Raw genomic sequence first — 20706 nt, 5'->3', positions numbered from 1 at the left:
CTGCACGAGAATCCCGGACACGACCATGAGCAAATCCATTTCGCCCCTTCTGCCGATCGTCTATTCCAGAGAGGTCGTCGCCGCCAAGGCGCGCGGGGCGCCGATCGTCGCGCTCGAATCGACGATCATCACCCATGGTATGCCCTTTCCCGGCAATCTGGACATGGCGCGCAGCGTCGAGCAGATCGTACGCCAACACGGCGCGGTTCCCGCCACCATCGCGGTGATCGGGGGCGTGCTGCATATCGGTCTGGAGGACGAACAAATCGCCGCGCTGGCGCAGATGAGCGGCGTGATGAAGCTGTCGCGCGCCGACCTGGCCTTTGCGCTCGCCGAGCGGCGCACCGGCGCAACCACCGTGGCCGCGACGATGATCGCCGCGGCCCGCGCCGGCATTTCGGTCTTCGCCACCGGCGGCATCGGCGGCGTCCATCGCGGCGTCGAGGAAAGCTTCGACATTTCCGCCGACCTCGAGGAACTGGCCCGCACCGCCGTCATCGTCGTCTCCGCCGGTCCGAAAGCCATTCTCGACATTCCGAAGACGCTCGAAGTGCTGGAAACCCGCGGCGTTCCGGTCGTCACCTATGACAGCGAGGAATTCCCGGCCTTCTGGTCGCGCAGCTCCGGCTTGCGCAGCCCGCTCAACCTGCCGAGCCCGGCGGCAATCGCCAATTTCCAGCGTATGCGCGAACAGCTCGGCATCGACGGTGGCATGCTGATCGCCAACCCGGTGCCGGTCGAGGACGAGATCGCCCGCGAGGAGATGGAGATCTATATCGGCCGGGCGCTCGCCAGCGCCGAACGCGAGGAAATCACCGGCAAGGAGGTCACCCCCTTCCTGCTCGACACGATCTTCCACATGACCAGCGGTCGCAGCCTGAAGACCAACATCGCGCTCGTCGAGAACAATGCCCGTCTCGCCGCCGAGATTGCGGTTGCGATGAACAACTGACGATCCGACCGTTCTAGGTGATGTAGCCCAACCGGATCGCCTTGCCCACCGCATGCTCGAGGCGGTCCGCACCAAGCTTGCGGCAGAGCGAAGCGACCAGATAGTTGACCGTGCGCGTCGACAGCGAAAGCCGCCGCGCGATCGCTGCCGTATCGAGCCCGGCCGCCGCCATTTCCAGACACTCGATCTCAAGGCTGGAGATGCCGGTTCGCTGCCAGTTGCGCCGCTTGTCCAGGACCTCCATGCGGTCGAGAAGATGAATCGACAGGAAGCTGAACTCGTCGAGGTCCGCCGGGGACAGGGCCTCGCGCTCGCCGGAGACCCCGAACATCTGCTTGCGCCCGTCAAACATGGGCAGGGTGGCATAGGCGCCCCCACTCATGCCGTATTCCTTCAACAGGAGCATCAGTCGTCCGACCTGCGGCGACGTGCAGGCCTTTCCCGCCAGATCGCTCACATGCCACTGGCAGGCAAGCCGATCGGATGCCGAGAGGATGCGCAGCGGCGCGGCCGGCAGTCCGCCGATGGAATCGAAACCCTCGATGAAACCCGTCGGAACATTGGTCAGGAGAAGCTGGTCGCGAAGGGTCTCGGTCGAAGCCAGCCGCGAGGAAAAGAGCTTGAAGTAGTCGAAGCGGAAACGTTGCAGCAAGAGATCAATCGCGGTTCCGATCTCGCTCAGGCTTTCCGCCGCCTGGATGCGGACAAGCAGTTTCCTGCCGCCGCCGTCTGACACCCCATCTCCGTCCATCCCACCTCGATCACATGCCGCATTGCTGCCCTGGCGTACCCACCCCGGAACGATCTGGTCACCAGCCTTGCGCGAGAGGCATCCCGCCGGTGAACTCACAGATTTCACCTTCAGTAGGCCGGTGATCGGCCCAAATGTCAATTTGACCCGTCGAGCATTTCGCGAACGGCCACGGCAAGCTGCTTGAGGGAGAACGGCTTGGGCAGGAAGCCGAATTTCGCATCGGCCGGCAGGTTGCGCGCGAAGGCATCCTCGGCATAGCCGGAAACGAAGATGAACTTCATGTGCGGATACTTCTTGCGCAGTTCGGTCAGAAGGGTCGGGCCATCCATTTCCGGCATGACCACATCCGAGACGACGATGTCCACCGCACCGTCAAGCTCTTCCAGGATGTCGAGGGCCTCGACCCCCGATCCGGCCTCGTGCACGGTATAGCCGCGGGTTTCCAGCATGCGCTTGCCACCGCGCCGGACAGCCTCCTCGTCCTCGACCAGAAGGACCACGGCCGACTTGCCGGTGAGATCGGTGGGCTCGTCCTTGGCCGCACCTTGAGCCCCTTGCGGCCCCCCGGATGCGCGGTCGTCGCCGGTTCCGGGGCCGATCGCCCCTGCTGCGCCGGTTACGCTCGCCGGGACGATTTCCGGGATGTGGCGCGGCAGGAAGATGCGGAACTTGGTGCCGCGCCCGACTTCCGATTCCGGATAGATGTAGCCGCCGGACTGCTTGACGATGCCGTAGACCATCGCAAGGCCGAGGCCCGTTCCCTTGCCCACTTCCTTGGTGGTGAAGAAAGGCTCGAAGATCTTGTCCATGATCTCCGGCGCAATGCCGGTCCCGGTGTCGGCCACTTCGACCAGGACGAACTCTTCCGCCGGCAGGCCGCGATAGTTGAAGGCCGCGGCTTCATCGGACGAGATGTTGCGCGTCGTCACCGTGATCGTCCCGCCGTCCGGCATGGCGTCGCGGGCATTGACGCAAAGGTTGATCAGCACCTGCTCGAATTGCGACAGGTCGGTCTTCACCGCCCACAGATCGCGGCCGTACTCGACCTTGAGCTTGACATTGCTGCCGGAGATCAGCCGGTCGACCAGCATGCGCAGATCGCCGATCACGTCCGTCAGGTTGAGCACGCTCGGCCGCATGGTCTGCTTGCGCGAGAAGGCGAGCAGCTGGCGCACGAGAACCGCCGCGCGGTTGGCGTTGCGCTTGATCTCCATCAGGTCGGCGAAGCTCGAATCCGACGGCCGCGCCTGCAGCAGCAAATGGTCGGAGGACAGGAGGATCGCGGTCAGCACGTTGTTGAAGTCATGCGCAATGCCGCCGGCGAGCGTGCCGACCGCATTCATCTTCTGCGTCTGCGCCATCTGCGTCTCGAGCGCCTTCTGGTCGGTCACGTCGACCGCATAGACGATCGCCGCCTCTTCCGGCGCCTCGTCGCTCTGGTCGATCACCGCATTGACGTAGAAGCGGAAATGCCGCGTGTCGTTGACCGGATGGCGGCTGTCGATCGGTGCGATGTCGACCTGGCGATCCTTGGCCGCGGCCAGCGCCTCGTGGAAGCGCTCGCGCTCGTTCTCGTGGATGACGACTTCCAGCTTGCCGCCGCGGTCGACGTCGTCGCGGCTGACGATGTCTGAGAACAGCTTGAGGAAGGGCGCATTGGTGCGCAGGATCCGCCCCTCGCCGTCCACCGAGGCAATGGCCATCGGCGTATTGTTGAAGAAGCGGGTGAAGCGCATCGAGGCGATCGACGCCGACTGGTCGCTGCCGCCTTCCTGACGGGCCAGCACGATCGAACGGCTTTCGCCCGGGGCGCCGTCGCGCGCCGAGCGCACCCGATGGACGAGCCGGACCGGCAGGCTCTGGCCGTTGACGCGGCGAAGGTCGAGGTCGAGCGTCTCGGTCTTCGACTGACCCGGCTCCGCCTGGACGGAATCGATCAGCGCCATACCCTCGCCCGCCACCAGATCGGCGATCGTCATCGAGCCCGGGCTGAACTGGGTCAGGTCGACGCCCAGCCATTCGGCGAGCGTCGCATTGATATAGTAGATCTCGCCCTTGCGGCCGGCCGAGAAGAAGCCGGCGGGCGCGTGGTCGAGATAGTCGATGGCGTGCTGCAACTCCTTGAAGAAGCGCTCCTGGTCGTCGCGCTCGGACGTGATGTCGCTGATCTGCCAGATATGCAGTTTCTTGCCGAGGCTGCGCTCGCCCGACAAGAGGCGTGCCTTCAGCCGGTACCAGTGCGCGCCCGATCCGCTCGCCGTGTGCGTGCCGAGCGGCTTCAACAGCCGGAATTCCTCGTAGCCCTCGCGGCCTTCGCGCAGACCGTTAGTCAGGCGGTAGAGCGCCTCGCTCGATTCGCGGTAGCGCGACAGAAGCGCCTCGAGCGTCTGCACCTCGGTTGCCTTCTTGGCACCGGTCATCCGCCCATAGGCGCCGTTGGCATAGACGACGCGGCCGTCCTCGTCGGTGATCAGGATGCCCTCCGGCTGGCTGGCGAGAAAGCCGCGCGCCAGCGTGTCCGAATGGGACTGCGGCATCACCTCGACGAAACCGATCACGGCGGCGACGATGAAGAAGATGCCCATCATCGCCAGGATACCAAGGATGCCGAGAACGAACTCGTTGTCGAGCTGGCCCTTGAAGAGAACGAATGCGACCGCAGCTCCCAGCAAGACGACGGCCAGCAGGATGACGCGCAGTGCCGTACCCGAACGCGTTGCCCGATCCACCAGGGGACCCTCGTCGTCTGCGCCCTTCGGCTCTCTTGTCATATATGCCTCGTGCTCGAACCCGGATGCCGCGTCGCCGCCTGCGATGATGTAAGGAATCGGGCGTGTCGATCATCTTTAGCAATTTGCGGCAGCCGCAAAAAGCTCCGTACAGGCATATTGCGCGCACCCATACACAGCAATCCCCACAGGAATGCCGCATTTTTCGAGGAACATGCATGTTTTATCCGAAGCGCCGGCCGAGCCGGCCTCCCAGCCCTTGCCGGATTGCGAAATAGACCGTCTTCTGCCAGAAAGCGGAAAAAGGAGAGCCCGACATGTTTGACGAACTGGTGACCGCCTATGGGAACCGTTTTCTGGTCGCAGCACTCGGCGTCAGTCTTGCGCTTCTGTGCCTGTTCATCGTGCTGTGGCTGCTGCGCAACCGGGCGCCCTCGCCCTTCGTCCGCGGCGGCCGCAACCGCCAGCCGCGCCTGCAGGTTCTCGACGCCGCCGCCGTCGACGCGCGCCGCCGGCTCGTTCTGGTCCGCCGCGACAATGTCGAGCATCTGGTGATGATCGGCGGGCCAACCGATATCGTCATCGAAAGCGGCATCGGCGACGAACGCGCCTATCTGTCGGCGACCCCTGTCAGGGACGCCCCCTTGCAGGTCGCTGCCGACCTTCCGGCAGCCGGACAGCCGCAGCCCGAACCGGCCCCCGCGCCGCGCGCCCTGGACCGGATGGAAACTCCTGTCGCGGCGGCGGCAAGGCCCGAGGCCGTGCCCGCACCCCGACCCGAAGCGCCTGTCGCCGCCCGTCCCGTGACGCCCGCGCCAGCCGCGACGCCGGCGCCGATGGCCGCCGCCACCGTGGCGAAGGCCGCTGCCCCCCTTGCAACCCCGGCACCAGTCCAGGCGCCGCAGCCCCGTCCGGAACCGAGCTTGGAGATGCGCGCACCCGAAGCGCCAAAGGTCGAGGCGACTCTGTCGCCGGCGCCAAGGCCGGAATCTGCCGCGCCGCTGCGGGATGCCGCCGAATTGGCCAGGCCGGAAGGCTTCCGGGCCGAGCCCCCGGTCCTGCGCCCCGTATCCGAGGTCCTGGGCCAGCCGTCGCCTGCTGCGTCTGCGAGACCGGACGCGCAACCTGCGCAGCCCGTTCCTCCGGCAGCGCCGATGATCCAGACCGCCGCCCCGGCGCCTATTGCCGCCCCGGCCCCGGCCGCGGAACCGGAGATTCGCCCGGTCGAGGCTTCGGCGCGCTTTGCCGCACCGACGGCTGCCACCGTGATGACAGCCCCGATCGTCGCCCCGCAGCCCGAAAACGCACCGAAGCCGGCGGCAGACCTCGCCGTCATCCCGCAAAGCGATGCCGCCGATATCCTGGAAGCAGCGCGCCAGCGCGTGCTTTCGCCGGCGTCCGGTCCGTTGGCGCGCAGCGACACCCGCGCAGATCTGCCTTCCCCCATGCCTGAAGCGCCCGTACGGTCCGGAGAGTTGAGCGAGTTCGAACGCGTCCTGGAAGAAGAGATGGCACTGCATCTGGCGGCCAACGATGCGTTGCCGACGGCCTCCACACCGTTCCAGCCCCTATTGCCCGAGACACGCGCCGACCGGCCCGTCGTCCCGCCGATCGCAACGCCTGCGCGCGTCGATCCGGTGCGTCCGGCCACGACAAAGCCGCAGGAGCCCGATCTGCAGAACGAGATCGCCCGCATCTTCGGCGAGATGTCCGCCGATCGCAACTGAGCCGCGGCCCGCTCGCTCCTCAACGCAAAAATGCCGGCGCGAGCCGGCATTTTCACATCGGCCTTGCGGCCGTTGGAGCTGAAAGACAGACTGCGTCCAGCGCCGCCTTATTCGTCGCGATAGACCTTCTCGCGCCGCTCGTGGCGCTCCTGCGCCTCGATCGACAAGGTCGCGATCGGCCGGGCGTCCAGGCGCTTCAAGCCGATTGGCTCGCCGGTCTCTTCGCAATAGCCGTAGGTGCCGTCATCGATCCGCTGCAAGGCGGCATCAATCTTGGAGATCAGCTTGCGCTGACGGTCGCGGGCACGAAGCTCGATGGCACGGTCGGTTTCGGAGGATGCCCGGTCGGCGAGGTCGGGATGGTTGGCACTTTCTTCGGCAAGGTGGCCGAGGGTTTCACGAGCTTCCCGCAGGATGTCGTTTTTCCATGCGACCAGCTTGGCCCGAAAGTAAGCCCGCTGGCTCGCGTTCATGAACTCATCGTCTTCCGAGAGAACATAATTGCTAAGATTGATCTTCTCACTCAACGCGATTCTCCTGAAGAACATCTCAATGGCCGGCTGTATATCCTTTCGATAACCGGGGTTCAAGCCTAATGGGCGAATGTTAAGGCATTTTTAAATCTGTCACATTTTTGGGCTAAGGGCATATTTTTTCACCGCTATTTTCCTCTTCGGCGGCGGCGCTGCCGACCGGGGCTCCAACCGCCTCCTCCGACTGTGGTCTAATCGGTTTGAACGCCTGTTGACGGACCTCCCCGACAAAAGCTAGTGCAGGATAAGAAAGCCCAGTCGCGGAATTCCTTCGGATGACCCTCCTTGCCTCGCCTCCCCAACGCATCTACCTCATGAGGCACGCGAAGTCCGGCTGGGCGAAACCCGGCGAGCGCGACTTCGATCGCCGACTGGACGACGCAGGCCTGATCGAGGCGGAACAGGTCGCCGGCGTGGCGGCCAGGCGTGGCTATCGCCCTTCCATCGTGCTCTCGTCCTCGGCCGTGCGCTGCCGCCAGACCGCGGAGGCACTGCGCCGCTCGATCGACGGGGCGACCGAATTCCGCTTCCTCGATGAACTCTACAATGCACCGGCCGACACCTATGTGGACCTGATCGAACAGAGCCGGCAATTCGACTCCGTCATGCTGGTCGGCCACAATCCGGCAATCGAGGAGCTTTTCGCCACACTGGCCGGCATGGATGCCGTCAACCGCACCATCCCGGAAGGCTATCCAACCTCCGGCCTCGCGGTCCTCGACCACCACCCGGCCGGTGGCGACTGGATCCTCACGGACTTCATCGCCTGACAGCCCCGGGCGCGGCCCCGAAAGTCCGCCTGCGACGATCCGGCGGCCGTCCTGTCCTTTTTCCTTGACCGCCCGCGTCCTATATGCGGGAGGCACATCACGCGGGGACGAATGAATTGCCGCCATCCTTGACCAGCTTCACCGACGAAGCCGCAATCGCTTTCGACAATCTCGCCGACCGCGCGGCCAACCTCGTCAATCCGACCATCCGCCTCGGCGTCACCGGCCTGTCGCGCGCCGGCAAGACGGTGTTCATCTCCTCGCTTGTGCACAATCTGCTGCATGGTGGACGCCTGCCGCTGTTCGAACCGATCCGTTCCGGCCGCGTGACCGCCACGCGCCTCGAGGAACAGCCCGACGATGCCGTGCCGCGCTTCCAGTACGAGGATCATATCCGCGCTCTGGTGCGCGACCGCATCTGGCCGGATTCGACCCGGGCGATCTCCGAGCTTCGCCTGACCATCGAATACAAGAGTGCCAGCGGCTGGAACCGCATGTTCTCGCCCGGCCGCCTGTCGATCGACATCGTCGACTATCCCGGCGAATGGCTGCTCGACCTGCCGCTGCTCGCCCAGGACTTTCGCCAGTTCAGCGACACGACGGCGGAGCTCGCCCGCACCGGCATCCGCAAGGAGCTTGCGGGCGACTGGCTGGACCTGTGCGCCGCCATCGACATGGACGCGCCGGCGGACGAAATGGTGGCGCGGCAGCTGGCGACGACGTTCACCACCTATCTGCGCGCCTGCAAGGCCGACGAGCGCTCGCTGTCGACGCTGCCGCCCGGTCGCTTCCTCATGCCCGGCGACCTCGACGGCTCGCCGGCGCTGACCTTCGCGCCGCTGGTCGGCGTGCCGGAGACGCGCGCGCCGAAAGGATCGCTGCGTGCCATGATGGAGCGCCGCTTCGAGGCCTACAAGACGGTCGTGGTGAAACCCTTCTTCCGCGAGCACTTCGCCCGCCTCGACCGGCAGATCGTCCTGGTCGACGCGCTCCAGGCGATCAATCGCGGCCCCGAAGCCGTTCAGGACCTGGAGCGGGCGCTCGCCGACGTGCTGGCCTGCTTCCGCGCCGGCACCAACAATCTCCTCACCTCGCTGGTCCGCCGACGGATCGACCGCGTGCTGGTGGCCGCCACCAAGGCCGACCACCTGCACCACGAAAGCCACGACCGCCTCCAGGCGATCACCCGGCGGCTGGTCGATCGCGCCATCCAGACCATCGGCATGTCGGGTGCCGGCATCGACGTCATGGCGATCGCCTCCGTCCGCGCCACCCGCGAGGCGACCGTCAAACGCGACGGCCATGACCTGCCGGTCATCGTCGGCACGCCGATGGCGGGCGAGAAAGTCGGAACCGAGCGCTTCGACGGCAATCGCAAGACGGCCGTCTTTCCCGGCGACCTGCCGGACGATGCGGAAGCGTTCTTCCGCTCGATCGACGAAGGCGCGGACCGTCTGGACCTGCCCGAACTGGACATCGTGCGGTTCCGTCCGCCGCTGATAGAGGAGACGGGCGGCGGGATCACCCTTTCGGTCCCGCATATCCGCCTCGACCGCGCCATGCAGTTCCTGTTTGGAGATCGTCTCGCATGAAAAGGCCCCAGTCGCCGCCCCACGCCGCTCCGCGCCGTCCCGCCTCCTTCGCCATCGAGCCGGACGTCACCACCGTCCCGAAGACCGGCGGCCCCAGGGCGCCGCAGAGTTTTGACGACGAGATTGAAATCACCCCAGACGAAGCCGACCCGTTCATCGGCGGCGATCTCGCCGCAGTCGAACCGCTGGCGATCGCCGGGCCGCGCCGCCGTGGACTGTCGCTCGGCAAGATCGCCGCCGGCGCCTTCGGCCTGCTGCTGTCGCTGGCCTTCGGCCTGTGGCTCGACGGCCTGATCCGCGACCTGTTCGCCCGCTCGGACTGGCTCGGCTATGCTGCGCTCGCGGTGCTGGCCGTCGGCCTGCTTGCCCTGTTCCTGCTTCTGGCGCGCGAGGTCGTCGGCCTCTACCGGCTCGAAGCGGTGCAGAACCTCAAGGCCGACGCCGAAAAGGCCGCCGCGGAAGGGCGCAAGCCCGCCGCCCGCACCGTCGTCCGGCAATTGATGCGGCTCGTCTCCGCCCGCCCGGAAACGGCGCGCGGCCGCGCCACGCTCGAAGCGAGCGAAGAGGACATCATTGATGCCCCGCAGCTGATCGAACTGGCCGAACGCGAGCTTCTGGCGCCGCTCGACATCCGCGCCCGCGGCCTGATCCTCGGCGCATCGAAGCGCGTCTCGGTGGTCACCGCCATCAGCCCGCGCGCCATCGTCGATCTGGCCTATGTGCTGTTCGAGGTCTTCCGCTTGGTGCGGGCCATGGCCGAGCTCTATGGCGGCCGGCCAGGCACCATCGGCATGCTGCGGCTCCTGCGCGACGTCATCGCCCACCTTGCCGTCACCGGATCGATTGCGGTTGGCGACGGCCTTGCCCAGCAGATCCTCGGCCACGGGCTCGCATCGCGGCTCTCGGCACGCCTTGGCGAAGGCGTGATCAACGGCCTGATGACCGCGCGAATCGGCATCGCCGCCATGGACCTCTGCCGACCCCTGCCGTTTCGCGCGGTGAAGCGGCCGGGCATCGGCGATTTCATCTCCGACCTCACCCCCAGCATGACAGGCAGGCCCGAGCAGCCCATGAAGTGACGCCAGGCGGGGCTGAAGAGGCGCATTTACCGTTGCCCACGGCTTCTTTTGCGTCTAGGGCAAGGATGCATTAACCATCTCCCGTTAGTTTGACGGCAGGTTATTGGTTGCTCGTACCAAGGTAGAGTCAATGTCGCTCCGTATCTTCTCGCCAGTCGGCCGCATTGCCGTCATGTCCGTCATCGCTTTGACGGTATCGGCACCGATCGCCGATGCCGCCTCGCGCGACAAGCGCTTCTTCCAGTCGGTTGCGGGGGTCTGGAAAGGTCCGGGCGAGATCGTCGCCGGCAAGTACAAGGGCACCAAGTTCACCTGCAGCCTTACCGGCCTGCCGGCGGACGGAAACCTGACCGGCATCACGCTCGACGGCACCTGCCGCGTCGGCGTCTTCTCGCAGCCGATGAAGGCGACGATCGCCGAAGTCGGCGGCAAGTATCAGGGCCAGTTCCTCGACGGTGCCGAAGGCAAGGGCCTCGACATCGTGTCCGGCGCCGTGACCGGCGACCGCGTGGTCATGGGCATCAACCGCAACAAGCTCAACGGCGCCATGGTCGCCCGCCTGCAGAACGACAGCGCGATGAACATCACGATTTCGGTCAAGGTCGAGGACCGCATGATCCCGGTGATCGGCCTGAAGCTCAATCGCCAGGTCGACGCTTACGCCGTCAAGAACTGACGCGCCGCGGCCAGGGCTGCAGGCACCTGCCCACCCGCTCGCCTACCCTCAACCGCGCCACCAGGCGCGGTTTTCGTTTGCAACGATGATGCCTTCGGCACTGGTCTGGGCGAGCCAGTCCGCGACCGCCCTGCCCTTCACCTTGAGATCGCCGGCGATGTCGGCAAGCGGCATCAGCACGAAGGCGCGTTCCGTCATGCGCGGATGCGGCACGGTCAGCGCCTGCTCGTCGATCTCCAGGCCGTCATAGGTCAGGACGTCGATGTCGATGGTACGCGGCCCCCAGCGCTCGGTCCGCACCCGCTTCATGTCGCGTTCGATGTCGAGGCAGGTTTCGAGCAACCGGAGCGGCGGAAGCCTCGTCTCGATCGCGGCGCACGCATTGTAGAAGTCGGCCTGGTCGGTCTTGCCCCAGGGCGGCGTGCGGTAAAGCCGTGACACGGCCGCAACACGGCAGTCGTCGCGGGCATCGAGACGACGCAAGGCCAGGCCCATGGCCGCGACCGGGTCACCGATATTGCCCCCGAGCCCCAGCGTGGCCGGGCGCCAGTCGTCCTCAACGGAAATGTTCAACGCTCACCTGTACATAGTCGAGAATTCCGGGCACCGGGGCGCTCGGCTTGCGCACCGAGATCTTCGCCCGGATGATCTCCGGGAACCGGGCACACAGCGCCTTGGCGATCGTCAGCGCCAGCGCCTCGATCAGGAAATGCCGGCTGCTGGTGACGGTCTTCTCGATCACCATGAAGGCAACGCCGTAGTCGACCGTACCCTCCAGCGCGTCGTTCTCCAGAGCCGCTCCGGCCGACACATCGAACTCGGCATCGACGTAGAAGCGCTGACCGAGCACCTCCTCCTCCGGATAGACGCCATGGCGGGCGAAGAACGCGCAGTTCTTCAGAGTGATCGTGTAGACGTCCGTCATCGCGCCTGTCCCTTGCCGGATTCTCGTTGTGCCGCGATCATAGCATCGGCGACGGCCAGCGCGTCCCGGTTGATCGCGACATTGTGCACCCGGAAAACCGAAGCGCCCCTCAGCCTGAGCAGTGCGGTCGTGGCCGCCGTCGCGGCGTCGCGCTCGCCGGCATCCCGGCCCGTCAGCGTGCCGAGGAAGCGCTTGCGCGAGGTTCCGACCAGCAGCGGATAGCCGAGCGCCAGCAGTTCGTCGCAGCGCGCCATCAGCGCCATGTTCTCCTCGACCGTCTCCTTGGCGAAGCCGAAGCCGGGATCGAGCACGATCGCCTCGCGCGCCACCTTCGCTTCCGCGGCGATCGTGAGCGACCGTTCGAGATAGTCGAACTGGTCGGCGATAACGTCGGCCAGCCGTTCGCGTCCGCGGCCCGTATGCATGATACAGAGCCCGGCCCCGGTCGATGCCGCGATCTCCGCGATCTCCGGTTCCTTCTGCAGGCCATAGACATCGTTGATGATATGGGCGCCGGCGGCCACGGCGAGGCGCGCCGTCTCGGCACGGTAGGTGTCGATCGAAATCAGCGCCTCCGTCTCGCGCGCCAACCTCTCGATCACCGGGAGCACCCTGTCCTGCTCTTCCGCGGGGCTGACGGGCGCCGCGCCCGGCCGGGTCGACTCGCCGCCGATGTCGAGGATATCCGCGCCGTCGGCGAGACAGCCAAGCGCATGCGCGACCGCCTTGTCGACGCTGAAATGCCGGCCGCCGTCGGAAAAGGAATCGGGCGTGACGTTGACGATCGCCATCAGCCTGCCCTTGCCCTCGAGGGAAATGCCGCGTCCGTGGGCGGCCCGCCAGTATGCGCTCGTTCCGATGGTCACAGCGCTGTCCCTTCCGGCGAAAAATCGCACACGCCGATATTGCACTCTCAGAGCCTATGCCCCAAGGTCGCGGCGAATTCAACACGACGGACACCGAGAATGAAGACTGCGCGCCGTTTGAGCGTCCTCACCGCCGCTGCGGCACTGCTATTCGGCTTGGGTCCTGGAGCCAGGGCCGAGACGATCGTGCGCAAGTCGGTCTCCTATTTCCAGATCGGCGGCACGACGGCCGAGGATCTCGACCGCGAACTGGAGCGCCGCGGACCGGAAACCCGCAGCAGCGGTTCACGCCATCCGGGTGCGACGCAGATCAAGTTCGGCGGAGAATTGACCTATGTGCATTCCGCCGGGCAATGCCGGATCGGCGAAACCAATGTGACGCTCAACACCCGGATCATCCTGCCCAACTGGAAGAACCGCAAGAAGGCCCATGGCGATCTGGCGCTCATCTGGGACGCCCTGTCGAGCGACATCAAGCGCCACGAGGAGCGTCACGCCGAAATCGCCCGGCAGTATGCGCGCAAGCTGGAAATGGCGCTGAAGAAGCTCCGCCCGCAACGCAACTGCGAGGCCATGCAGGCCAAGGTGGCGCAAGCCACCGACAAGATCATCTCGGCCCATGACGCCGCACAGATGGATTTCGACCGAGTCGAAGCGGTCAATTTCGAGAAACGCATGATTCGCATTCTCGAATATCGAGCAAAGCGCAATTCCCCTAAGAATTGAGGTGTATCGGCCCGCCGGCCAGGCAAAAATGCCACAGGGCTTGCGTGAAACTTGCGCGCGAGCCTGTGAATAACTGGCTATTTCTCGGCGTGGTACTTGATCATTTTCTGAAATATAACTGTCATCAAGTTCAGTTGGTCACATGAAGACGGTTCCCGAGTTCTCCCTGGCGCATCCTGGTGCCACAGGTGTTCCCTCCCTCGCCTGGTTATGGCGATGCGCCCTCCTGCCTCGCTCCTCGCTGGCCGACGAGCGGGGCTTTTTTTGTCTTCCGTCAGCCCTGGCGCTCGGGAACGCGCACGACGAGACCATCGAGGGCCGAAGTGACCTTGATCTGACAGGAGAGACGGGAATTGGGCTGCACGTCGACGGCGAAGTCGAGCATGTCTTCTTCCATCGCCGACGGCGCCCCGACCTTTTCGGTCCAGGCCTCGTCGACATAGACATGACAGGTGGCGCAGGCGCAGGCGCCCCCGCATTCGGCCTCTATGCCGGGAACGGAATTGCGCACGGCATTCTCCATGACCGTGGATCCTTCGTCCGCAGCGAGTTCATAACGCGTGCCGTCGAAAGCGATGATGGTGAGTTGTGCCATGATGAGGTGTCCAGACTTCGCCGATTGCAAAAAACGGCGAAGTCATCACCCAAAACCGCAAGGCAGTCAACATTCGGCCGGCCAAATTTGCAGCAGGCCGCTGCATTGCATCAAGCTATGCTTGTGCAATGCGCAATCGTCAGCGGCAGAGCTTCAGGATGAAGTTTTCGGCTTCGATCACCCGGGCAGCGATCGCGGCAACCCGGCCGGCATCCGGACCGTCGCGTTCGACAGCCTCGGCAGCGTTCAGAACAGCATGGGCGCCGACCGCATCGGCGGCCTTCTTCAGGCGCTGGGCGATCACGACGCAGGCCGTTCCCTCGGACTCGTTGGCGAGTGCCTGGAGGCAGCCGCGGGCCTGACGGGCAAACATCTGCAGGATTTCGATTTCGACCGCCTTGTCGCCCTTGGTCTTGGTGGCCAGCTGGACCAGGTCGATCGGCCGGTCCTTGGAGGGGCAACGCGCACCGTAGTTTTCGGGGGCTTCGAATGCGATATTGAGTGCGGCCATGGGACGATTTCCTTCTTATGGGTTTTCTTGGTACAGTCATCTTCGGCGCTGCAGGGTCCATATCCGGTTAAATCCACGCCGATTTGCGGGCAAAACCTCGCGATATGGTTAACAACCTCTAAACGACGGAAGCGTATGGTTTTTCACGCGCTAATTTAGTTTAAATGCTGTTAACAATCGCTCCATCGCATTAGGAATGCCAACCCCGCTTAATTGTCTCTGCTTTCTGAATGTGTCACTACGGTACGGATGATATGGGTGAAGGGTGGAAACCTTTGCCCACAAGCCGGATGATGATAGGAAACGATCATCGTGCTCTCTATAAGGGGCAGCTCCGGCGACGTATTCCGATGGAGATTTCATCTGGCGTGGCGGCAGGATGGGTCCCCGTGAAAAGTTGTTTTGCCGGACGCCCCGTCGCGAGCGACCAGGGGCGGCAGGCACGACGGCTCAATAGGCTTGGTAACGAGGCGTAATCCTATGGCGAACAACAAGACGGTCGAGTCGATTGACGACAGCGCGTTCCAGGCGCTCGAAGCGGCTCTGAGGATCGATTTCGACGAACAGGAGACGCCGGCCGGCCGAGGCAGGCAGGCGTCAGACGCACCGGAGGCCAAAGTGTCCGAGTCCAGCAACCAGCGTCCTGCCCCTCCCAAGAAGTCGAGCGAACGTCGCCCGGCCCGCGCCGCCGACCTGGCGCCCGAAATGGCACCCAAGGCCCCGGCCTTCGAACCCGCCAACGATGCATCCCGCCGTAACCCGGCCGCCATCATGAGGACGCTGGAAGGCGCCTCCATGCGTAGCGCCATGCGCAATGCCACGATCGTCTCGGTGCTCTGGGTGCTCGGCGCCGTCGGCCTCAGCCAGCTTCTCTACGGCACCGCCATCTGGCAGGCGCCCAGCGTCGCGGACGTCGTGGCCATGCCCGGCGTCGTCGCGATCTTCGTCGGCACGGTCATCCCGGTCATGCTGTTCTTCGCCTTCGCCATCATGATGGCCCGCGCCCATGACCTGCGCAACGCGGCACGGTCCATGGCGGAAGTCGCACTGCGCCTCTCGGAACCCGAGACCATCGCCTCCGAGCGCATCATGACAGTCGGTCAGGCCGTGCGCCGCGAAGTCTCGGCGATGAACGAAGGCATCGAGCGCACCATCGCCCGTGCCACCGAGCTCGAAACGCTGGTCCATTCGGAAGTGACCGCGCTCGAACGCAGCTATTCCGACAATGAACTGCGCGTCCGCGGCCTCGTCCATGAACTCGGTTCCGAGCGCGACGCCATCGTCAATCACGCGGAACGCATCCGCAGCTCCATCGTCGGCGCCCACGAGCAGTTGAAGGAAGAACTGTCGCTGGCGACCGAAGAGATCGCGGTCCGCCTTGCAACCTCGGGGGAGGCATTCGCGTCGCTGATCGACACCCGCGCCGCCGCGCTGATGGAAAAGTCGGACGCCGCCGCAACCTCGATCGGCAGCCTGCTGTCGAGCAAGACCGAAAACCTCGTCCAGACGCTGAGCGCCTCGGGAATCTCGCTGGCGAGCGAATTCGACACCCGTCTGCAGCAGCTCACCGGCACGCTCCAGGAGCGCGGCCGTGAACTGCTCGGCGAGTTCGAGACCCGCGCCTCGACCCTCGACGCCAATACCGAAAAGCTCAATGCGGCGCTCAGCGAACGCGCCCGCCAGCTCAATGAGACGCTGGCCGAACGCACCCGCGAGATCGCCGATCGCCTGACCAGCGGCGAACAGGGCATCACCAGTTCGCTCGACCAGGTTCTGGCCAAGCTCAACGCCACGCTCGACGACAAGGGCGCCGCCTTCCGCCACAGCCTGCAGTCCAGCGCCGACGACGCCATCGTCGACCTCGACCTGCGCTCCGGCCTGTTCGAAGATCGCCTTCAGGCGACCATCGGCCTGGTCAACTCGGCCTTCGACGAACGGGTCGCCGAATTCGCCAGCGCATTCGACCAACGCGCCGGCTCGCTCGACAGCAAGCTGATGGAAAGCCTCGCCCGCATCAACGAGACCGTCACCGGCGGTTCGGAGGCGATCGACGGCATTCTCAATTCGAGCATCGAACGCCTCGGCTCGACGCTGACCGACCAGTCCTTCGCGCTGGCCACCGCCGTCGGCACGGGCCAGGAGTTGATCGACGACGCCCTGTCGACCCGCGCCCAGGAAATCGCCGATGCGATGTCGGCCCGCGCCCTTGCGCTGAGCGAGAGCCTGGAGAACGCCCACAAGCGCATCGACGCCGTGATGGAAGAACGAGGCGGGGCGCTCTACTCCGCCCTTTCCGACAACCAGAACCGCTTCGAGGAAACCCTGTCGAGCCGCGCCGAGACGATCGTCAATGCGCTTGCCGGAAACCAGGATCGCTTCGCCGAAACCCTCGACAGCAAGACCCGCGAGATCGCCGATACGCTGGCCGACGGCCAGAAGCGTCTCGACCAGACGCTGGAAGGCCGCGCCTCCTCCATCATCGAGGCCGTGTCCGGCACCGAGGACAGGCTGGCCGCGACCCTCGACGCCCGCAATCAGGCGATCGCGCAGACCTTCGCGGACGGACAGCGGCAGATCGACACGACGCTCGAAAGCCGCGCAGCGACACTGATCGATGCCGTCTCCGGGACTGAGCGCCGGCTCGCCGACGCCCTCGACCGCCGTACCGCGACGATCATCGACACCGTGGCCGATGCCGACCACCGCCTCGAAGCCGCCTTCGCCGACAAGGCCGAAGCGATCCGCAGCGCCTACAGCGAAAACCAGGACCGCCTCGACCTGTCGCTGGCCGGCCACGCCGCCTACCTCGCCTCCACGCTGGAACAGGCCGGCGAGCAGCTGGAAAAAACGCTTGGCGAAGGCACCGGCCGCATCGGCGAGACCATGGCGTCCGGCCTTTCCGGCCTCGGCGAGACCATGGCGTCCGGCCTTTCCAGCCTCGGCGAATCCATGACGTCCGGCCTTTCCGGCATCGGTGATACGATGGCGTCCGGGCTTGCCGGCATCGACGGCAAGCTCTCCGACACCCATGAGCGAATCCGCGCCACGCTGGAAGACCGCGGCAACGCGATCAACCTTACGCTGCGCACGGCCCAGGAGCAGTTGGACGGCACGCTCGCCGAACAGGGAGCCGCCATCGGCGCCTCGATCGCCGCCTCCACCGGCATGCTGGAAATGACTCTCGAGGAGCGCGAGGAAGCGCTGCGCCGCGCCATCGATGAAAGCGGCAAGGCACTCGACGAACGCCTGCGCGGCACGGCTGGCGCGCTCACCAGCCAGATCGGCGAGGCCGCCAGCGAAATCACCCGCACGGCCCAGGACTTCTCCGGCCGCATCGAACAGTCGGTCGGCGGCATGGCGAGCCGTATCGACGATACCAGCAGCCGCATCGAGGTCAGCCTCGAAACGCTCGAGGAGCGGATCAAGAGCGGCCTCGACGGGGTCGACACCCGCATCGGCGACGCCGGCGAAATATTCGCAAGCCGCCTGACCGAGAAGGTCTCCGATCTTGAGCGTGTCGGCGGCGACGCCGTGGAACGCGTGTCGCGCGTGCTCGATGATGGCGCCTTCAAGATTGCCGAGACCTTCGACAGCCGCACCGCGCAGATCGACGAACGCCTGTCGACCATGGACCGCGCCCTCAATATCGGCCTCGACAACGTCAATCGCACGATCGAGGGTAAGGCCGCCGGCCTCGCCGCCGCGCTGCGTGGCGCCGTCGCGGACGCCGCCCGCGACCTGGACAGCGAAGCCCAGCGCTCCGTCGAGCTCCTGAACCAGACGGGCGCCCAGTTTGCCGAGCGTATCGGCGAACGCAGCGCCGAGCTCAGCCGCACGGTCGAGGAAAAGTCCGAAGACCTCGCCAACCGCATTTCCGAAACGCAGACCCGCCTCGCCGGGCAGGCTGCGGCCGTGGCCCAGACCTTCGCCGAAGCCGGCGACGTGATCGCCAACAAGGTCGCGGAAGCCGAAGCCCTCGTCGGCACCCACATCTCCGCGCTGTCGGGCACGCTTTCCGACGCCGGCTCGGCGCTCGAGGCCCGGGCCGCCGCGATCCGCGAGCAGCTGACCGGCAACACCGAGGAAATCACCTCGACCATGGATGCCGTCGAAAAGGCGCTCGAAGCGCGGGGCAACACCATTCGCACCGTGCTCGACGAACGGACCCGCGAACTCAACTCGATGCTCGCATCGCGTTCGGCGGAACTGTCGCGCTTGATCGACGAGAAGGCCGCCCCCCTGGTCGCCGACTATGCCGAGACCGGCCGCACGGCGGCGGAACGGATCGCCGAAGCGGCGGCGCTCAGCGCCGAACGCCTGCGTGCGGAGAACGACGCCATCGTCGAAGCGATCGGCCATCGCGCCGACAAGGCGGCAGAGACCATCAATGCGGCCGAGACGAGCTTGACGCAGAGCGCCGGACGTCTGATCGAGCGCCTGAGCGAAAGCAATTCGGGCCTCGCCAACATGATCGAGCAGGTGGCCGCCAATATCGTGGCCGCCGACGGCCAGCTCGGCCAGACGACCGAGCGCTTTGCCGAGACCACCTCCAAGGCCGCCGACCTGCTGCAGACCTCCGGTCGCCTGCTCGACGGCAAGCTTGAGCGTCTGGCCGCCGTCTCCGGCGAAACCCTGTCGCAGGTCACCTCGATTGTCGGCCGCTTCGGCGAGCATTCGAAGGTGCTGAGCCAGGCCTCCGAGCTTCTGTCCGCCGCCCAGTCGAACCTCGTCGGCACGCTCGAGGAGCGCCAGCAGGCGCTGCGCGACCTCGCCGTCGGCCTCGTCAAGCGCTCTGAAGAGATCGAGACGACGATGCAGAACCTCGGCAACATGGTCGACAGCGCCTTCGAGCGCGCCGAGCAGCGGTCGGGCCAAGTTGCCGGCAACCTGCGCCAGAGCATCCAGACCTCCTTTGCCGACATCGGCAAGATCCTGTCCGAAACGGAAAAGCAGGCGCTCTCCACCGCAGGCAACATGCGCGGTGCGCTGATGTCGGCTGGCGAGGACGCCAACCGCGCCATCGAGAAAACCCTGTCGGAAGCCGAGAAGCGTTCGGGCGATCTGGCCGATCGCCTGCGCGGCGGGCTCACGGCCTCGCTGTCCGACGTCGACAAGCTGCTCGGCGAAGCTGGGCGCAAGTCCGATGGCGCCGCCAACCACCTGCGCGAAGCCATGCGCCAGGCGGTCGAGGAAGCGGTCACCCGCTTTGCCGGCGCGACCGACGAGATTCGCCGTTCGGCCCAGGACATCCGCAAGGAACTGGATATGACCCGGAGCGAGCTGAAGCGCGGCGCGTTCGATCTTCCGGAAGAAGCCAAGGAAAGTGCAGCAGCCATGCGCCGCGCGGTGTCCGAGCAGATCAAGGCGCTGCAGGACATTTCGCAGCTCGTCGGCCGCTCGACCCAGGTCCTGGAAATCTCCGAGCCTGTCGCCCGCAAGCTGGCCGAGGCAAAGCCCGTCGAGGCACCGAAAACGCCCCCTGCACCCGCTCCGGCCCCGGCTCCCGTCGTCGCCCAGCAGCCTGCACCTGCACCCGTCGTGGCCCCCGCTCCGGCCCCTGCGCCGGCACCGGTTCCGGCCCGCACGATGGAACCGCTCGGCCTGCGCGGCAGCATCAACCCGTCGACCGCCCCTGCTCCCGCTGCAGGTGGCGTATCCGGCGGATGGATCAGCGACCTGCTGCGCGGCGCCTCGCGCGACGAGCATGAGGAAGCGGTCGCGGCGCCCGCTCCGCGCGCACCGGCACCCCGTCCGGCCGCCGAGGCCCCGGCCGCACCGCGCCAGGCCGACACCCGCAATCCGCGCCACATGGTGGAATCGCTGAACTCGCTGTCGGTCGACATCGCCCGCGCCATCGACCACGACGCATCGGTCGACCTGTGGCGCCGCTACCAGCGCGGCGAGCGCGACGTGTTCACGCGCCGCCTCTACACGCTGAAGGGCCAGCAGACCTTCGACGAGATCAAGCGCAAGTATGAGCGCGAACCGGAATTCCGCGTCGCCGTCGACCGCTACATCGCCGATTTCGAAAAGCTGCTCGGCGACGTCGCCCGTACCGACCGCGACAAGACCGTGACCCAGTCCTACCTGACCTCGGACACCGGCAAAGTCTACACCATGCTGGCCCACGCCGCCGGCCGGTTCAGCTAAGAGCGAAACGCCGGCGGGCAACGCCGGCCGCAGCTGACAAACAGCACGAAAGAAAGAGCCCCGGCGCCTGAATGGCCCGGGGCTCTTTCTTGTTTATCGTATGTGAGGCAAAGGACGACCG

Annotated in this window: 16 protein-coding genes; 8 read left to right on the top strand and 8 right to left on the bottom strand. The window is 65.8% G+C overall.

Features of this window, described 5'->3' with window-relative positions; genetic code table 11:
• Window positions 1-25: 25 nt before the first annotated feature.
• Window positions 26-952 carry a pseudouridine-5'-phosphate glycosidase gene (locus AC07Y0_RS06610; protein WP_498675676.1) on the top strand — a complete coding sequence of 309 codons (927 nt, stop codon included), beginning with the start codon at window positions 26-28 and terminating at the stop codon, window positions 950-952.
• A gap of 13 nt (window positions 953-965) precedes the next feature.
• On the opposite strand, the gene AC07Y0_RS06605 is transcribed toward AC07Y0_RS06610, so the two are convergent.
• Together AC07Y0_RS06605 and cckA are read right to left on the bottom strand one after the other, a co-directional pair.
• The gene (locus AC07Y0_RS06605; RefSeq protein WP_498675674.1) at window positions 966-1688 is read right to left on the bottom strand and encodes a helix-turn-helix transcriptional regulator; all 723 of its coding nucleotides are present in this window, start codon (window positions 1686-1688) and stop codon (window positions 966-968) included.
• Window positions 1689-1840: 152 nt separating this feature from the next.
• On the bottom strand, window positions 1841-4477 hold the full coding sequence (gene cckA, locus AC07Y0_RS06600; protein WP_498675672.1) for a cell cycle histidine kinase CckA: 2637 nt from the start codon (window positions 4475-4477) through the stop codon (window positions 1841-1843).
• 275 nt (window positions 4478-4752) lie between these two features.
• Here cckA and AC07Y0_RS06595 point away from each other — a divergent pair, with 275 nt between their 5' ends.
• Window positions 4753-6162: a flagellar biosynthetic protein FliO gene (locus AC07Y0_RS06595; RefSeq protein WP_498675670.1), complete on the top strand. Its 1410-nt coding sequence runs from the start codon at window positions 4753-4755 to the stop codon at window positions 6160-6162.
• A gap of 107 nt (window positions 6163-6269) precedes the next feature.
• Here AC07Y0_RS06595 and dksA read toward each other — a convergent pair whose 3' ends face one another.
• On the bottom strand, window positions 6270-6689 hold the full coding sequence (gene dksA, locus AC07Y0_RS06590; RefSeq protein WP_028735380.1) for an RNA polymerase-binding protein DksA: 420 nt from the start codon (window positions 6687-6689) through the stop codon (window positions 6270-6272).
• A 281-nt stretch (window positions 6690-6970) separates the two neighbouring features.
• On the opposite strand from dksA, the gene AC07Y0_RS06585 reads away from it, so the two are divergent.
• The 4 genes from AC07Y0_RS06585 to AC07Y0_RS06570 all read left to right on the top strand — a co-directional run bounded on the left by AC07Y0_RS06585 (window position 6971) and on the right by AC07Y0_RS06570 (window position 10812).
• The gene (locus tag AC07Y0_RS06585) at window positions 6971-7465 is read left to right on the top strand and encodes a SixA phosphatase family protein (RefSeq protein ID WP_498675668.1); all 495 of its coding nucleotides are present in this window, start codon (window positions 6971-6973) and stop codon (window positions 7463-7465) included.
• Window positions 7466-7581: 116 nt separating this feature from the next.
• A complete protein-coding gene (locus tag AC07Y0_RS06580; protein ID WP_498675666.1) occupies window positions 7582-9057 on the top strand; it encodes a YcjX family GTP-binding protein in 1476 nt (491 codons plus the stop codon).
• Complete coding sequence (locus tag AC07Y0_RS06575; RefSeq protein WP_498675664.1) at window positions 9054-10136, top strand: YcjF family protein; 1083 nt, start codon at window positions 9054-9056, stop codon at window positions 10134-10136. Before AC07Y0_RS06580 ends, AC07Y0_RS06575 begins: the two co-directional genes overlap by 4 nt.
• A 130-nt stretch (window positions 10137-10266) precedes the next feature.
• Window positions 10267-10812: a hypothetical protein gene (locus AC07Y0_RS06570; RefSeq protein WP_498675662.1), complete on the top strand. Its 546-nt coding sequence runs from the start codon at window positions 10267-10269 to the stop codon at window positions 10810-10812.
• Window positions 10813-10860: 48 nt separating this feature from the next.
• Here the strand turns inward: AC07Y0_RS06570 and folK are convergent, their stop codons facing one another.
• The 3 genes from folK to folP are packed head-to-tail and all read right to left on the bottom strand — an operon-like array spanning window position 10861 to window position 12603.
• Window positions 10861-11385, bottom strand: a complete 525-nt coding sequence (folK, locus tag AC07Y0_RS06565) for a 2-amino-4-hydroxy-6-hydroxymethyldihydropteridine diphosphokinase (RefSeq protein WP_498675661.1) — start codon at window positions 11383-11385, stop codon at window positions 10861-10863.
• The gene (gene folB / locus AC07Y0_RS06560; RefSeq protein ID WP_498675659.1) at window positions 11369-11737 is read right to left on the bottom strand and encodes a dihydroneopterin aldolase; all 369 of its coding nucleotides are present in this window, start codon (window positions 11735-11737) and stop codon (window positions 11369-11371) included. Before folB ends, folK begins: the two co-directional genes overlap by 17 nt.
• The gene (folP, locus tag AC07Y0_RS06555; RefSeq protein WP_498675657.1) at window positions 11734-12603 is read right to left on the bottom strand and encodes a dihydropteroate synthase; all 870 of its coding nucleotides are present in this window, start codon (window positions 12601-12603) and stop codon (window positions 11734-11736) included. Before folP ends, folB begins: the two co-directional genes overlap by 4 nt.
• Before the next feature lie 99 nt (window positions 12604-12702).
• Between folP and AC07Y0_RS06550 the strand changes: the two genes are divergently transcribed.
• Window positions 12703-13329, top strand: coding sequence for a DUF922 domain-containing Zn-dependent protease (locus AC07Y0_RS06550; RefSeq protein ID WP_498675656.1), 627 nt, complete (start codon window positions 12703-12705; stop codon window positions 13327-13329).
• 274 nt (window positions 13330-13603) lie between these two features.
• Here AC07Y0_RS06550 and AC07Y0_RS06545 read toward each other — a convergent pair whose 3' ends face one another.
• Window positions 13604-13924 (bottom strand): 2Fe-2S iron-sulfur cluster-binding protein, encoded by a 321-nt coding sequence (locus tag AC07Y0_RS06545; RefSeq protein WP_498675654.1) that lies wholly within the window; start codon window positions 13922-13924, stop codon window positions 13604-13606.
• 139 nt (window positions 13925-14063) lie between these two features.
• Complete coding sequence (locus tag AC07Y0_RS06540; RefSeq protein WP_498675652.1) at window positions 14064-14435, bottom strand: Hpt domain-containing protein; 372 nt, start codon at window positions 14433-14435, stop codon at window positions 14064-14066.
• 480 nt (window positions 14436-14915) lie between these two features.
• Here AC07Y0_RS06540 and AC07Y0_RS06535 point away from each other — a divergent pair, with 480 nt between their 5' ends.
• Complete coding sequence (locus AC07Y0_RS06535) at window positions 14916-20585, top strand: apolipoprotein A-IV repeat region-like domain-containing protein (protein ID WP_498675650.1); 5670 nt, start codon at window positions 14916-14918, stop codon at window positions 20583-20585.
• The last annotated feature ends 121 nt before the right edge of the window (window positions 20586-20706 follow it).

It is taken from the genome of Allorhizobium sp. GW101-3B10 (assembly GCF_059424725.1).
This window is presented reverse-complemented; position numbering and strand designations above follow the sequence as displayed.

What these genes read in the sequence shown, in the direction of transcription:
- AC07Y0_RS06610 (WP_498675676.1), top strand. Translation starts at nt 26, where the DNA reads ATGAGCAAATCCATTTCGCCCCTTCTGCCGATCGTCTATTCCAGAGAG.
- cckA (WP_498675672.1), bottom strand. Translation starts at nt 4,477, where the DNA reads ATGACAAGAGAGCCGAAGGGCGCAGACGACGAGGGTCCCCTGGTGGAT.
- AC07Y0_RS06595 (WP_498675670.1), top strand. Translation starts at nt 4,753, where the DNA reads ATGTTTGACGAACTGGTGACCGCCTATGGGAACCGTTTTCTGGTCGCA.
- AC07Y0_RS06585 (WP_498675668.1), top strand. Translation starts at nt 6,971, where the DNA reads ATGACCCTCCTTGCCTCGCCTCCCCAACGCATCTACCTCATGAGGCAC.
- AC07Y0_RS06575 (WP_498675664.1), top strand. Translation starts at nt 9,054, where the DNA reads ATGAAAAGGCCCCAGTCGCCGCCCCACGCCGCTCCGCGCCGTCCCGCC.
- AC07Y0_RS06570 (WP_498675662.1), top strand. Translation starts at nt 10,267, where the DNA reads ATGTCGCTCCGTATCTTCTCGCCAGTCGGCCGCATTGCCGTCATGTCC.
- folB (WP_498675659.1), bottom strand. Translation starts at nt 11,737, where the DNA reads ATGACGGACGTCTACACGATCACTCTGAAGAACTGCGCGTTCTTCGCC.
- AC07Y0_RS06550 (WP_498675656.1), top strand. Translation starts at nt 12,703, where the DNA reads ATGAAGACTGCGCGCCGTTTGAGCGTCCTCACCGCCGCTGCGGCACTG.
- AC07Y0_RS06545 (WP_498675654.1), bottom strand. Translation starts at nt 13,924, where the DNA reads ATGGCACAACTCACCATCATCGCTTTCGACGGCACGCGTTATGAACTC.
- AC07Y0_RS06540 (WP_498675652.1), bottom strand. Translation starts at nt 14,435, where the DNA reads ATGGCCGCACTCAATATCGCATTCGAAGCCCCCGAAAACTACGGTGCG.
- AC07Y0_RS06535 (WP_498675650.1), top strand. Translation starts at nt 14,916, where the DNA reads ATGGCGAACAACAAGACGGTCGAGTCGATTGACGACAGCGCGTTCCAG.